The 13,492-nt window shown below is 45.0% G+C and carries 14 protein-coding genes; 9 read left to right on the top strand and 5 right to left on the bottom strand.

Annotation, left to right across the window (positions count from 1 at the left end; translation table 11 throughout):
- Window positions 1-74: 74 nt before the first annotated feature.
- The 5 genes from ACX0G9_RS05355 to ACX0G9_RS05375 all read left to right on the top strand — a co-directional run bounded on the left by ACX0G9_RS05355 (window position 75) and on the right by ACX0G9_RS05375 (window position 5,865).
- Window positions 75-1,541: an MFS transporter gene (locus ACX0G9_RS05355; protein WP_459063830.1), complete on the top strand. Its 1,467-nt coding sequence runs from the start codon at window positions 75-77 to the stop codon at window positions 1,539-1,541.
- Between the two features lie 5 nt (window positions 1,542-1,546).
- Window positions 1,547-2,116, top strand: coding sequence for a Crp/Fnr family transcriptional regulator (locus tag ACX0G9_RS05360; protein ID WP_459063831.1), 570 nt, complete (start codon window positions 1,547-1,549; stop codon window positions 2,114-2,116).
- A gap of 376 nt (window positions 2,117-2,492) precedes the next feature.
- Window positions 2,493-4,034 carry an LA_3751/LA_3752 family putative glycosyltransferase gene (locus ACX0G9_RS05365; RefSeq protein WP_459063832.1) on the top strand — a complete coding sequence of 514 codons (1,542 nt, stop codon included), beginning with the start codon at window positions 2,493-2,495 and terminating at the stop codon, window positions 4,032-4,034.
- A gap of 42 nt (window positions 4,035-4,076) precedes the next feature.
- On the top strand, window positions 4,077-4,730 hold the full coding sequence (locus tag ACX0G9_RS05370) for a putative polyvalent protein kinase domain-containing protein (RefSeq protein ID WP_459063833.1): 654 nt from the start codon (window positions 4,077-4,079) through the stop codon (window positions 4,728-4,730).
- A 55-nt stretch (window positions 4,731-4,785) separates the two neighbouring features.
- Entirely contained in the window at window positions 4,786-5,865 is a 1,080-nt protein-coding gene (locus ACX0G9_RS05375; RefSeq protein WP_459063834.1) for an ABC transporter ATP-binding protein, read from the top strand.
- A 1-nt stretch (window position 5,866) separates the two neighbouring features.
- Here the strand turns inward: ACX0G9_RS05375 and ACX0G9_RS05380 are convergent, their stop codons facing one another.
- The 5 genes from ACX0G9_RS05380 to ACX0G9_RS05400 form a co-directional block, all read right to left on the bottom strand.
- Window positions 5,867-6,664 carry a sensor histidine kinase gene (locus ACX0G9_RS05380; protein WP_459063835.1) on the bottom strand — a complete coding sequence of 266 codons (798 nt, stop codon included), beginning with the start codon at window positions 6,662-6,664 and terminating at the stop codon, window positions 5,867-5,869.
- 77 nt (window positions 6,665-6,741) lie between these two features.
- On the bottom strand, window positions 6,742-8,277 hold the full coding sequence (locus tag ACX0G9_RS05385; RefSeq protein WP_459063836.1) for a S26 family signal peptidase: 1,536 nt from the start codon (window positions 8,275-8,277) through the stop codon (window positions 6,742-6,744).
- A 143-nt stretch (window positions 8,278-8,420) separates the two neighbouring features.
- Window positions 8,421-9,308 (bottom strand): hypothetical protein, encoded by an 888-nt coding sequence (locus ACX0G9_RS05390; protein ID WP_459063837.1) that lies wholly within the window; start codon window positions 9,306-9,308, stop codon window positions 8,421-8,423.
- Between the two features lie 5 nt (window positions 9,309-9,313).
- Window positions 9,314-9,859, bottom strand: a complete 546-nt coding sequence (locus tag ACX0G9_RS05395) for a heavy-metal-associated domain-containing protein (RefSeq protein WP_459063838.1) — start codon at window positions 9,857-9,859, stop codon at window positions 9,314-9,316.
- Window positions 9,860-9,995: 136 nt separating this feature from the next.
- Window positions 9,996-10,385: an HYC_CC_PP family protein gene (locus ACX0G9_RS05400; protein WP_459063839.1), complete on the bottom strand. Its 390-nt coding sequence runs from the start codon at window positions 10,383-10,385 to the stop codon at window positions 9,996-9,998.
- Between the two features lie 415 nt (window positions 10,386-10,800).
- On the opposite strand from ACX0G9_RS05400, the gene ACX0G9_RS05405 reads away from it, so the two are divergent.
- The 4 genes from ACX0G9_RS05405 to ACX0G9_RS05420 all read left to right on the top strand — a co-directional run bounded on the left by ACX0G9_RS05405 (window position 10,801) and on the right by ACX0G9_RS05420 (window position 13,490).
- A complete protein-coding gene (locus ACX0G9_RS05405) occupies window positions 10,801-11,148 on the top strand; it encodes a hypothetical protein (protein ID WP_459063840.1) in 348 nt (115 codons plus the stop codon).
- A gap of 42 nt (window positions 11,149-11,190) precedes the next feature.
- On the top strand, window positions 11,191-11,568 hold the full coding sequence (locus tag ACX0G9_RS05410) for a hypothetical protein (RefSeq protein ID WP_459063841.1): 378 nt from the start codon (window positions 11,191-11,193) through the stop codon (window positions 11,566-11,568).
- Between the two features lie 109 nt (window positions 11,569-11,677).
- Window positions 11,678-12,277: an RNA polymerase sigma factor gene (locus ACX0G9_RS05415; protein WP_459063842.1), complete on the top strand. Its 600-nt coding sequence runs from the start codon at window positions 11,678-11,680 to the stop codon at window positions 12,275-12,277.
- A 79-nt stretch (window positions 12,278-12,356) separates the two neighbouring features.
- Window positions 12,357-13,490 (top strand): FecR family protein, encoded by a 1,134-nt coding sequence (locus ACX0G9_RS05420; RefSeq protein WP_459063843.1) that lies wholly within the window; start codon window positions 12,357-12,359, stop codon window positions 13,488-13,490.
- Window positions 13,491-13,492: the final 2 nt, after the last annotated feature.

Below are 13,492 nucleotides of genomic sequence, written 5' to 3' on the forward strand. Positions count from 1 at the left end.
TCATTTCATTATTTGATGCAGGTCAATGTTTCCCGGTTTTGCAAGGATGAACTTTGTAGTCTTAATATAAAAATATGCAACTACAAATTACTACCTCTGCTGAACGAACGGGCACTTCTTCTCTGAATTTCGCTCTCTTCGGCATATCCCTGATCCTTTTTATGGTTAACCTGGATGCCAGTATCGTGGTAGTAGGTTTGCCAGCGATGATAAAATCCTTTCATTCCGGCTTTGTTACCGCGCAGTGGATCGTATTAAGTTATATGCTGGCCCTCACCGCGCTCATTGCCGGCGCAGGCCGTCTGGGAGATCTTTTTGGCAAAAAAAAACTCTATTTATGCGGCATTGCCGTCTTTACCCTGGCTTCATTGGGATGTGGTCTGGCTGCAAATGCCGGAACACTGATTACGCTCCGGGCGTTGCAGGGCGTAGGGGCGGCATTTTGTATATCCTTAAGTTTTGCTATTGCCGGCGATATGGTACCAAAAGAAAGGATGGGTAAAACAATGGGCATATTGACCACCATGGTTCCCTTAGGGATTGCCTCCGGGCCAACAGTCGGTGGTCTGCTCCTTTCCGTCTTCGGCTGGCCATCCATGTTCCTGGTCAATATACCGATAGGAATAATGGCCTGGTTGCTGATCAACAAACATACGCAGGCAAACAGGCCGCCAGATCCTGCCCGGGTGGATTATATGGGCATGCTGTTGCTGGCGTTGGCCTTAGGCAGTTATGCATTAGGCATGACCTATATGGAGGAAAAAGGCATAGGTCATCCCCTGGTGGTATCCTTATTGATTGGGGCGGTGTTGGGGCTGATCCTTTTTGTCTTTTATGAGAGCAGGACTCCGCATCCTTTTCTGAAAATAAGTATGTTTAGAAATGGGGTATTGTCCTCCAGCCTGCTGGCTTCTGTTTTGGTCTATGTCGTCATGACTTCGACTTTCCTGCTTTTTCCATTTTATCTTGGCAGGGCCTGTGATTTTAAGCCGTTGACCGTAGGACTGATCATGTCTTTCGGTCCGCTGTTCACGGCCTTGTTAAGTGTACAGGCGGGCAGGATCGCTGACCGTTTCGGCGCGCGCAGGATCATGTTAGCCGGCGTACTGATCATGGCGGCTGGTTGCCTGGCGATGAGTACCGTAAATCCCGGGCAGGGTATCCTGGGTTTTATTTGGCGAATAGGGATACTGCAACTCGGCCTGACCTTTTTCCAAACGCCCAACAATGCTACCGTTATGGAACTGGCTGCACCTGACCAGCGTGGACTCCTGAGCGGTCTGCTCTCGTTGTCCAGAAGCACGGGCCAAATAACGGGGGCGGCTGTGATGGGCACTATTTTCGCTATACTGGTTACCGGGGCGGCCGGAACCGATACGACCAGTGCCGGCCCGGCAGCAATAACCCGTGGGCTTGATCTGGTATTCCTTATAGCTGCAGGGTTATCGGCTATAGCGGCATTATTTATTTATCTTGCTATCCGTAAACACAAAAAATCGCTTTCCGGACAAGGTCAATTCCGGGCAAGGTCGATAAGCTAACAAACATGTACGAGCAGTTAACAACATATATCCTGGATCATATAAGGGTCAACGACGGACAATTGCAAACCATTCTTTCCTATTTTAAACCGATAGCTTTAAAAAAGAATGAAGTCATTTCGATAGCCGGTCACCTTTCCAGGCGTATGTATTTTGTAAATAAAGGATGTCTGCGGGTATATTTCATCAAACCCGAAGGCGCTGAAGTTACCCGCAGATTTGCTTTTGAAAATTCGTTTTCCACTTCTTTAGTTTCCTTTATCAGCGGAGGACCCTTACTGGAATACACCCAGGCGGTTGAAGCAACGGAATTATTGGCCATTTCCCGTAATGATTTTTATTACTTGCTGGATCAGGTACCCGCATGGGAAAAATTCTATCGCGGCTACCTGGAAGGCGCTTATGTGACCAATACGAATCGTCTGCAAAGCTTTATTACCCTTGATGCGACCGAGCGGTACAGACAGCTGCTGGAAGAAAGTCCGCATATCGTTCTTCGGTTGCCCAACAAACTGGTGGCGAATTATCTGAATATATCACAGGAAGCCCTGAGCCGCTTAAAATCAAAAATATAAGGCTATCACCGCATGTTTATTCTGTAATTCCATAAAAATTTTATTGGGTAATAATTTTTGATCCTGTCCGTTTAAAGAAGACGATATAATTAACGGTAAATCAGGTTAGCACAGGGGTGGAAAAGGGACATTCAGAGGATGGTAAAAGGACAATTTCCCATCATTCCTTTCAGTGGCGGTAATAAATGTCCTTCTTTTAACCGGGTAAAGTAAAAAGTCCGGGAAAAAAGATGCAAATTTGGCCTATAAGAATTCCGGAAAAGAATTCCGGGAAAATAATTCTTTTCCGGAACGTTATAATTTCTGTACCTATTGCCAAGTGGCCTTAGGTACAACCGGGCCTGGCCCGGTTAAGTAAAATTGTTATATTTAAAACATGGCGCTTCAACCCCAGAGTCGACTCCAGGACCCAATCCGGAATCAAACCCAATCGAAAAACATACTTTATTTCCTTTTTTTCGCGGCTTTTGCCTACATGCTTTACCTGGTTTCCACCACGCAACCGAATATCTTTTATTCCGGGGATGCGGGCCTGAAATTCATGGTCATCAAACAGCTTAGCGCGGGGGAAGGATTCCGGTATATATCTCATACCCAGCCAGCCTGGGTCGAGGAAATCTGGAAACAGGGCTATTTTCCCATTCGCAAGCCCTTTGTATTTACCGGTCCGGAGGGATACCTGTTTGTATTCGCCCCTCCCTTCCAGATCATGAGTTCCTTTCTGTACGTGAAATTCGGTTACCTGGGTCTCTATATCATTCCATTTATCAGCATACTGGTCTTATGGGTATGGTTCATCAATATGCTTTTAAAACTTGGTTTTTCGACACAGAAAACGGCCATTCTATTTTTCATACTGGCCTTCTGTTCACATCTTACCCTATACGGTGCCGTCTATTGGGAGCATTCGCTGGGAACCTTGTTGCTGTTCAGCGGTCTTTATTTTATCATGTGCCCGCCCGCACAACTATGGAAGGTATTTGTCCTGGGTTGCTTCAGTGGTCTGGCGATCTGGTTCCGGCCCGAATCGCTTTTGGTGAACCTGCTTTATATGGGAGCCCTGTTACTGATCAATTTCCGGAAGATAACGCTGGCACATTGGGTATTTGGGTTTGGGGTCGCGGTTGGTACGGCCAGTTTCCTGGTATTTAATAAGATCCAGTATGGCGTCTTTTTTGGGATCCACGGATCACAGGTCCTGACGGATACGGAATATTGGAGCAAATTACGGGTGGTGGCGAGTAATATCTATCATATCAATTCTTATCTGATCAAACATTTTTCACTGGTCCTGTTGTTCATACCGATCCTTTTTGCCTGGATCTTTTATAAATGGCCGCTTTACCGGAAGTCCATCGCCCTGATGCTCGTGGTCATTGCGTTTTGTCTTACTGGACCGTTTATATTTCCCAATGACGGAGGCAAACAATGGGGACCGCGTTTTTATTTACCCCTGTTGCCCTTGATTTTATTGGTGCTGGCTTACACAGAGGAACAATGGGCAACAAGGCTGACAAAACTCAAAATGCCGCTGCTGGTATTTGCCGTGGCAGCGATCGGTTTCAATTTTGTGCTGAATACCTTTATCGGAGCCAAACAGCTGCGTTATGACAATATCTACAGGATCCTTCCGGCCTACGACTATGCAAAAAATGACCCTGGTTCGACCGTGGTCATCAACTCGGAATTTATCACCATGGAGCTGTCCGCCTTATACCGCGAAAAAAACATCTTCCTGGCATCGGATACGACCGCCTTTAAAAAATTGCTACCTATGCTTAAGGCGCAGGGAATCGATCATTTTGTCTATATCAACGATGCGGAATTACCGGTTGGAATGGGCGATATCCTGGCTGCCAGGGGCGTTAATCTGGTCCAGAAAGGAACTTATAGGGTAGGGGTGTTCCCGGTGAATTAGCCGTCAATTCCATTTGAAAGATTTTTGTTATTTTTGTAGCAAATGTTCAGTAATGATACCCGAAAAAGACTTGAAAATATCGTTCGAGGAATTATCATTGAGGGGGCTGAAGATACTTGCACAGCAACCAGAAATTACTTATGCGCAAGCTTTAGCACAAGTACAACGGTTAAAAGAGACTTCGAAAGTCAATCAATCGTCAAAAAAGAACAGCAAGAATTCTTAAAGCATTACAGCGATAAGAATAATTTGTGGTTTTATGATTTGCCGGATGAAAGCCGGTATTTAGCAAGAGGTGGTGAAGCCCGAATTTATCTCGATGTTGATAGTCGAAGCGTAATCAAACTGAATGAAGCCATTTATTATGCCACCTGGCTTGAATTTTTTAATAGTCTTGTAATACATAATCTTCTTTTTAAAAATTCTACATATACTTTCTTGGGGTTGACCGAACAAAACAATTCCTTCCAGGCAGTTTTAAAACAACCATTTGTTACATCTGATGCTCCGGTCGATTTATCAGAAGTAAGAAGGCTATTGTCAAATAATGGGTTTGAGAACACGCGGAGAAATGATTATTTTAATAAAGATCTTGGTTTGATCTTAGAAGATATACATGATGAAAATGTCATTGTAAACAAAGGTAATTTCTTTTTTATTGACACCGTATTTTACACCGTGTCAGGAAATCAATAAAACCAATAATCGGCCAAAACTCGTACAATAAACAGGAGTAGCTATATTTGCACGTATGGTTTTTTTACAAGTTTCGGGCATCTATACTAAACAGGAAAGTCTTAGCGGGGTGAATAGTCTTAATGAGGAGCCCGGCAATTATATCCTGAAGGACATCGGCTTCGTCCAGCAAAAATTTCAACGGGTAGCCATAGCGGGAGGGACCGGCGAAGGGAAGACTACATTGATGAAAACCATTGGGGGGCTGTGTAAGGCGGAAAAAGGGGAAGTTTTGTTTGAAACGAAACGTGTGAAAGGGCCTGATGAGGTATTGTTACCAGGACATCCCGGCATTGCCTATCTTTCCCAACATTTCGAATTACACAATAACTACCGGGTTGAGGAAGTCCTTGCCTATTACAATAAGTTTACAGAAAAAGGAGCAAATCGCATATTCCAGGTTTGCCGAGTAGACCATTTGCTCAAACGCAAAACAACGCAATTATCGGGAGGAGAAAGACAGCGGATCGCGCTGGCCAGGTTATTAGTAGGGGCGCCCAGATTATTATTGCTGGATGAGCCCTATTCCAACCTGGACATGATCAGCAAAAAACTGCTGAAAGGGGTCATCGACGATCTTGGGCAGCAATTAGGTATCACATGTATGCTTACTTCGCACGATCCCCTCGATCTGTTGTCCTGGGCCGATAAGATCCTTGTCCTGAAAGAAGGGCAGATCATACAACGGGGGACACCGGAGGAGATCTATCACCGGCCCGCGGATGAGTATACGGCAGGATTATTCGGAAGTTATAATAAGGTCAGTACCGATTTGGCCTGGGCTTTAATGCCAAAAGGGCCCAACGGAAAAGACGATCATAGCCGTTTTAATGAAAATATGCTGTTTCAGGATGGTGGCGTATTCTTACGACCCGAACGTTTTCGCCTTAATGCAGGTGAACAAAGGATCTTGCGTGGGCAGGATATCATCGAAGGAAAAGATGGCGTCCAGGGACAGGTTCAAAAATTAACCTTTAATGGCAGTTATACCGAAATGGAGATTCTGATCGGAGATGAAAAGCTCATCGTAAAATCGGTCGGTGGCGGTTATAGGGAAGGCGATCTCGTCTATATTTCCTTATCCCGGGAAGGCTGATTTATTGCTGCAGCACCCGATCCGCCGGAACTACGATAGGTACGACAATATTTACCGTCGTACCTTCTCCTGGTGTACTTTTAAAATGAATAGCGGCACGAACGATCCGGGCCCTTTCCCGCAAGGTTTTTAATCCCATCCCGGTATAATCGGGCCTGTTAATGGTGGCCGGGTCCATAGAAAACCCTTTTCCATTGTCTGAGATTTCAACGGCCAGTGATGTGTCCGAATAATCCAGTCTTACCAGGATCGTAGTGGCTGCGGCATGTTTCAAAATATTATTCAGAATCTCCTGGACCATTCGGTACAGGATCAATTCCACCTCGGGCTTGAGATTTATTTCCTTGCCGGTTAATTTCAGGTCTGTTGTAAAAAGGCCTGTTTTGGTAAGGCGGTCCATCTCTTTTTCAATGGCGATCGTAAAGGGATACTCATTCAGATTATGGGCGCCTAAACTTCGGATCATCTCCCGCATGCCGGATTGGACCTTATCTACCAGAGATCTGATCTGGGAAACGGAATAATCGAAACGTTCCGGATCATCCCTGTTTAAAATGGAAAGATTGATTTTAATAAGACTTAAGATCTGACCAAAATTATCATGTAATTCATTGGAAAAATCATGTATAGCCTTTTCATAGATTTCCACTTTTTCAAGATCCGATATATGTTGAGCCGGTTCCTGAATCCTGGAAGAAGAAATCCTGATTTTTCTATACCGGAAAAATAACCAGCAGTTGGTAAGGGCTGACAGGATCAGAAAGCCAATCAGGAATAAAGGTTTAAGGACAAGGTGCATAAACAAGTATAATTTCACCGGGAAATCATTAGGCCTGTGGCCAATAACTTCTCTTATAAATGTAAGTAATTATACGTTCAATTCACCTTTTTCAGTAACCGGTTCCAGCGAACCCCTTTTTCCCAGCTCATCCAGATCCTCCAGGGTTTACCCACGATATGGTCTTCAGGTACAAAACCCCAGAACCGGGAATCCTGAGATCCGTGACGGTTATCTCCCATCATCCAGAAATAATTCATTTTAAAGGTATAGCTGACAGCTTCCTGCTCATTGATAAAAAACTTTCCGTTTTTTCGCTCCAGTTTATTTCCTTCATAGACCCGGATGGCTCTTTCATAAAGCGCGTAGTTTTCAGCCGTAAGAGGTAATACCCCTCCTTTTTTGGGGATCCAGAGGGGGCCAAAATTATCGGGGTTCCAATTATGAAGGCTGTCATAGGGAAATACCTCCCTGGTACCCGCGTAAATAGGTGTAATCGCTTTGGCCAACCCATTGGCCAGCATCTTTTCCCTTGCCTGCCAGGTAAGCAGCATATGGTATTGGTTCGCCGAATCCGTGGGTTGCAATTCCTCCAGGTTATTAATATCCAGGTTATACTCTTCCTTCATTACGTTCTCATCCAGGGGCTGTCCGGCTGTGCGGACCAGGTAATAAGTTTCTGACTCGGAAGGGAAATTATTACGCACCCCGTTGATATAAAGGTATTGCTCTTTGATCTGCAAGGTATCGCCGGCAATCGCCACACAGCGTTTGATATAATTTTCCCGTTTATCCACCGGATGAGTGATCAACAAAGGATAATTTTCCGGATCGTTAAAGACCACTTCGCGTCCTGCGTCCGGGTTCCCATTTCCAAGCATCCGGATCACATCATAATAGGGGTTTTTAGACAGATAATCCGGTAAATTGATCAGCGTATCTCCGATCGGTAAATTAAATACTACTACATCTCCCCTTTTGACCTGGCCTGGGAACCAGCGGGAATAAGGGAGTTTGATCCATTCCAGGTAGGATTTACTATTGGTGATGGGCAGGGCATTGTGGACGAAAGGGACGGCCAGTGGCGTATTGGGAATACGGGGGCCATAAGCCAGTTTGCTGACGAAAAGATAATCGCCGACCAACAGCGTTTTTTCCATAGAGCCGGTGGGGATCTCGTATGCCTCAAAAACAAAGATCCGGATCAGGGTAGCGGCTACGATGGCAAAAATGGCGGCGTCTGCCCATTCCCGAACGACGGACTTTTTTACCTTTTTAGCCGGTTCAGGGCCAACAAAACTGTCGGTTTTATTAAAACCGAGAAAAGGAAAATAAACCAGGGGCAACAGGGCCGCCAGAGCATGTTCATAAAACCGGAATTTCCCGAAGGTCTTTACGAACTCCACAAAAATACCCATGGAAAAGAACCACCCGGCGACCGGGATCAGCTGCCAGAAGACCCAATGTTTCGGGCGCTCCGCCAGGCCCTGCATGATACAGGTATTATAAAAGGGAACAAAAGCCTTCCAACCCGGAACCCCGGCCTTACAAAACATTCCGTAAAGGCCGGGGGCGGGCAAAAGAAGGATCAGCAGCTGAATAAATACTAAGAACAGGACCTGGGAAATCGTCATCGTTTAATTTTTTTTGTGGGCAACCCCTGCGCCAATATTATCATTGGCCAAACAGGCTCATTACACCTATACGGCAATAAGTCGCCATAGGATTCAAAATGTAACAAGCTGCCCGACAAAAAAAACCAAATAAAATGTTAATGCTACAACACATTAAACAACAAATGTTCGATCCGGATCATAAACCCGTTCTGCGACATCCGGGTCATATTACTGTACAATTCCCTCCGGTACCCGAAATCGAGGCGGGTCTGGCTGTTAAAAATAAACTGGATAGCCGGGGCGATATCCAGGTAAGCCTTATTACTACTCACCAGATGCTCTCCCAGTAATTCCAGCATGACATTAAAATTGGTCTGGTTATAACCGGTATAATTCCTGGGCAGCAGCAATCTTCCGGTAGACAGGCTGGCCTGAATGGCCTTATCCGGGGAGCCGGAGGGAAAAGGGTGCTTATTTCCATTGTCCAGTGCCTGTACAAAACTTATGGAAGAAGAAATCGCCTGCTTATGCAGAAGCTGGGTAGCGATCATCCCGAACTGGTAGCCGGCATTATAACCATTGATATCGATCTGTTCCTGTTGGATCCGGCTGTTATTGGTGGAAATTCTTCCAAAACCGGCCAGCCGGAAATGACGGTACACCTGATCCGATGTATAGAACCGGTATTTGCCATACAACCCCAGTCCTTCGCCGTGGAAGGACTGGCCGGTTTTGCCGGACTGGTTGGTATTGCTGAAAAAACCTTCGGTGTGTAACATCAGGTTTTTATTAGCTCCCCACATGACCTCAGGGATAAAACGATAATTTAGCGAAGGATCTCCGGGCCCATTCATGAACCAGTTACTGGCTCTTATCCCGATAGATTTGGCAGGCATATTACTGGCCGGTTCGGTATATACGAACAACTCCTGTCCGCTGGCTTGTCTGGAAAAAAGGCAAACGACTAGGACTATCGAAAAAATGGATAAACACCGCAGCAGAAAATTATGCCTGATAATATGCCTTTGGGTAAAATAGGAATTGACCATACAACTTAGGATTGAGTCAGTACGACATGATAAATAACTTCAGCGGCGTGGAACGTATTTCCGGTTACCTGGGAATTGTACTTAGCCCTGTCTTTATCGCTTAAATATCCTTTGTCTATGATTTGGAGGGTTTTCAGACCGCTTACCTTTTGTTTCTGGATATTGGGAAAGGAGAAGCGGTTGCCGCTCACCATAAGATCGATGCCGGTAGCTATCTCTTCGTCTTTAAAAAGAACATCTACCCGAAAGCTGGCTACCGAAAAACCTGCATCCTGGACGGCTTTCCTGAGTTCTTCCAGAACGATCCGGTTGTCTTTTTTGAAGGTAATCAGAAAGATGGAGTTTTGTACATCCGCATCGACTTTATCAACGGCCTGAATTTTCGACAGGGATTTAAAAATAGCCTTGCTGCACATACTGCAGGTAAGACCGCTGGCTGTCAGCGAAACCCTGGAAATGCCTGTATTTTCTGTATTGCTTTGGGCCCGGACGACAGGATGGAAAATGGTTATACCTATAATAGCAAGGAGGGCTATAAAAATATTTTTCATTTGAAAATAGTAATTAGTGAATGTTAAATGATGCGCGGGTCATGCGCGGATAGCGCGGATGGCGCACGGAACTGAATAAACGGAATCGCACTGGCTTTTGCAGGATGGCCGGTGACAAAAAGAAAGGTGGGAGAAATCAGATCCTGAAATTACAAAAACGGGTGTAAAGGGGGATAGGTATAGATTCGGGAGGACCATTTGCGAAAATGGTCAGACGATCATTGGAGGAATAAAGATCCTGCCGGATGAAGGCCCAGTCAGTCTGGAGAACAGGCGATGCCTGTTTGGCCAAATTAAAGGAAAAACCGGGTGAGTTATAGTCCTTTAACGTTTTGAAGGTTTTTTTGACATCCTTGCAGCAGTCATTATTTCCTTTATTCATGCCGCATTGATAACAAGTCTCTTTTTTCTCGGCGCTCAGGCCGAAACAGGCAAACTTACCCATGCAATAATGCAGATGGATGGTGGCGCCGCTGGAGGCGGTCCCATAAACCATAATAAGTAAGATGGCGAGAAACTTCTTCATTGTTATGGCAAAACTACATATTTAATGGTCAACTTTTCCCGGAAATCTATTTGTATGGCATGATAAGTATGGTAGCGGTTATTAGCCGGGTCAAGTCAAACCTTCATTATTATACCCAATGCAACATAATTTCCCGGCCCTTGTCTTTATGGCGGGATTACTTCTGGTCCCCGGCCTCCGGTGATCCAGTTTGCGGTAACCTTTTGCCAAAAGACGGGTATTAGATAAAGGAAAAGGCAACCAGATAATTGGCATTCCAGGCAGAAACGAACGGTCAGCGTATCGAAACCGGTCAGTCAGCAACACAATTAGCTATTTAAAGTGTTGACTGTCATCATGTTGAAATTTTGGCATTAGGTTGGTCTCCCTGTATGGGCACCTAAGGATAACGAAAGTAAGCAGAACGATTAGTTATATGAATGAAAGGGAAAAAATCAAGGATCTGGATCGCCTGTGGAAATTAATGGCGAATAAACTGGCCGGTGAGGCCAACGAAGAAGAATGGAAGGAACTGTTGGCCTTACAGGCAATATATCCGGATACTACCTATGGCCTGCAAATATTGGAAGATCTGTGGAAGCCAGGTCAGCGTGTAGTAAATAAAGATCACAGCGAACAATTTACCCGGCACCTGTTCCGGATGGCTGAGAAAAATGCCGAAAAAGCCCGACATCTTTCTGCTCAGCTCACCGCTCAACAGTCGGCTCTGCAATCTCTTCAAAAAGCAGCCTCCCCCCACCCGCAGGAACCTGATACGAAATAACCGGCGTTTAGGGATTTACCTGCTTTATAGGTACTTATAAGTATGATGGATCTAACCTATAGTGGCAAAACAACGGAGTATATAATGATCCTATTGCTGCTGATAACTGTCTTTGCTATATTTCCATGGGATGCGAGGGCACAGAGAATGACAGATGTGAAGATCTCCCTGGAACTGGATCATGCCACCTTGAAAGACGTCATAGAGATCATCGAGGCACTTACCCCTTTTACCTTTGTAGCCAAAGCGGAAGATGTTGAAAAAGAAAAAGATATTAGCCTGAACGCAAAAAATAAATCGCTGACCAGTCTCCTTTTGCTTATCCTGAAAGACCGGGGTCTGTATTACAAACAGGTGGGGACCCATATCATTCTGAAAAAAGATCTGCTGAAAAAGATCGTTAGTACAGCGCCTTATTAAACGATTAAACCCATCCCACCTTTCCAAACAAAAAAATACAAATGGCCCTGGTTTATTATCTTTATTGAGTTTCCGGATCTGGGATAACAGATTCGTAGCAAAAAAAGATATGCCCGCAACAAATGATGACTGCTTATTGCTTTGGGCGGAGGTGAGAACTAACAGTGAGCCTGCCTTATATAAACTCTATCATATCCTCTATGATGAGCTCTACCGCTATGGGATCCATGTCTGTGCGGATAAAGAATTGGTAAAAGACTCCATCAATACCCTGTTTGTCGAATTATGGCAAAAAAGAGACAGGTTGCCGGATCTGGAGAATGTAAAAGGATATGTATTCATCTGGTACAAACGTAAAGTATTCCGGAATGTAAATGCCAGGAGATCAGATGACTGGATCGGAAAAGCCATACCCCTTTACCAGGAGATGGAAGTGCGGTCCTATGAGGAAGTACTTGTTGCTTTGGAAAGCAACGCCATACGCAGGGAAAAAATAAAAAAGGCGCTGGATGGTCTTACCTCCCGGCAAAAGGAATTTATCCAGATGCGTTTTTATGAAGACCTTAGCTATGAGGAGATATCCCTAAAGACCAATACAACCGTCCGCACCGTATACAATACGATCCATGTAGCCCTGACCAAACTTAAAGATGATTTCCGCGATGCAGCCCTGCCGGTTCTCCTGGTAGCCATTTCCCAGTTTTTGTAAAATAATTTTAAAAAAAAACAGAGAATCCCTGGTAAAACAATCTTACCGGGTGCCTCTTAACTAATATAAAGCCATGCTTATGGAGTTTAGGGAGTATACTGCTGAAGACTTTTTACTGGACGATAACTTCCTTCGTTATTGTTTAGGCACTAATGAGCAGGATATTTCCTTTTGGGAGGATTGGACCAGGAAAAACCCGGATAAGGAACCTTTGGTCAGGCAGGCCCGTGATCTGCTTTTCTCGCTTGGATTACGCCTGAGTCCGGATGAGAAACAAATTGAATTTCAGAAACTCCGCCTCGCGATCCGGGCCAGCATAAAAGGAGAGAACCGGAAACCCGAAAGTACGGCCTTGATCTTCAATATGCAGGACGGCTTGGAAGACCAGGACGGCTTAGAAGATCAGGATGGCTTAGAAAACCAGGAGGATAAGGGGCACCGACGCCCCCGCAAATGGATGGCAAGAATGGCAGCTGCTGTTTTGTTATTGCTGGCAGGTTACGGAATAAAATCGATTCTTGTTAATCTTCCCGGTACAAGAGATTCCGGAGCGCTGGCTTATATGGTGTATTCCACCCATAGCGGCGAGCGCAAAACGATGGAACTGGCTGACGGAAGCAGCCTGATCCTCAATTCGAACAGCGTAATAAAAATCCCTTCGGATTATAATGCCGGCGGCAGAAATCTGCAACTATCGGGAGAGGCTTTTTTCGAAGTGGCAAAAAACAAAAACAATCCTTTTACAGTCCATTGCGGAAAGGTCTCCATAGAAGCCCTGGGAACCTCCTTTAAAGTCCGGTCCTATAATTTCGATCAGTCTATGCGGGTAGCGCTGGTAGAGGGTTCCGTTAAGGTGGGAAATGGGAATATACCACAGGCATCGTCTCCGGTTTTATTGCCGGGAGAAGAAGTCAATCTGAACCTGGATGGACCTTCGGTGGAATGGCTAAGGCAGAAATTCGATATTAACCGGGAATGGGGGTGGAAAGAAGACCGGCTTATCTTCAAAGATGCCTCTCTGCAACAAATTGCAACTGAGTTGGAATACTGGTATGGCTTAAAAGTAAATCTAAAGATAAAGGGGCACCATCCTGTTCACTTTAACGGGGAATTTGTCAATAAAGACATTGATAAAGTTTTGTCGGCCATTACCTATGTAAACAAACTAAACTATACCCTGGATAACAAAGAGATTACGATTACCTCCTTATAAGT

It is taken from the genome of Flavitalea flava (assembly GCF_054461575.1).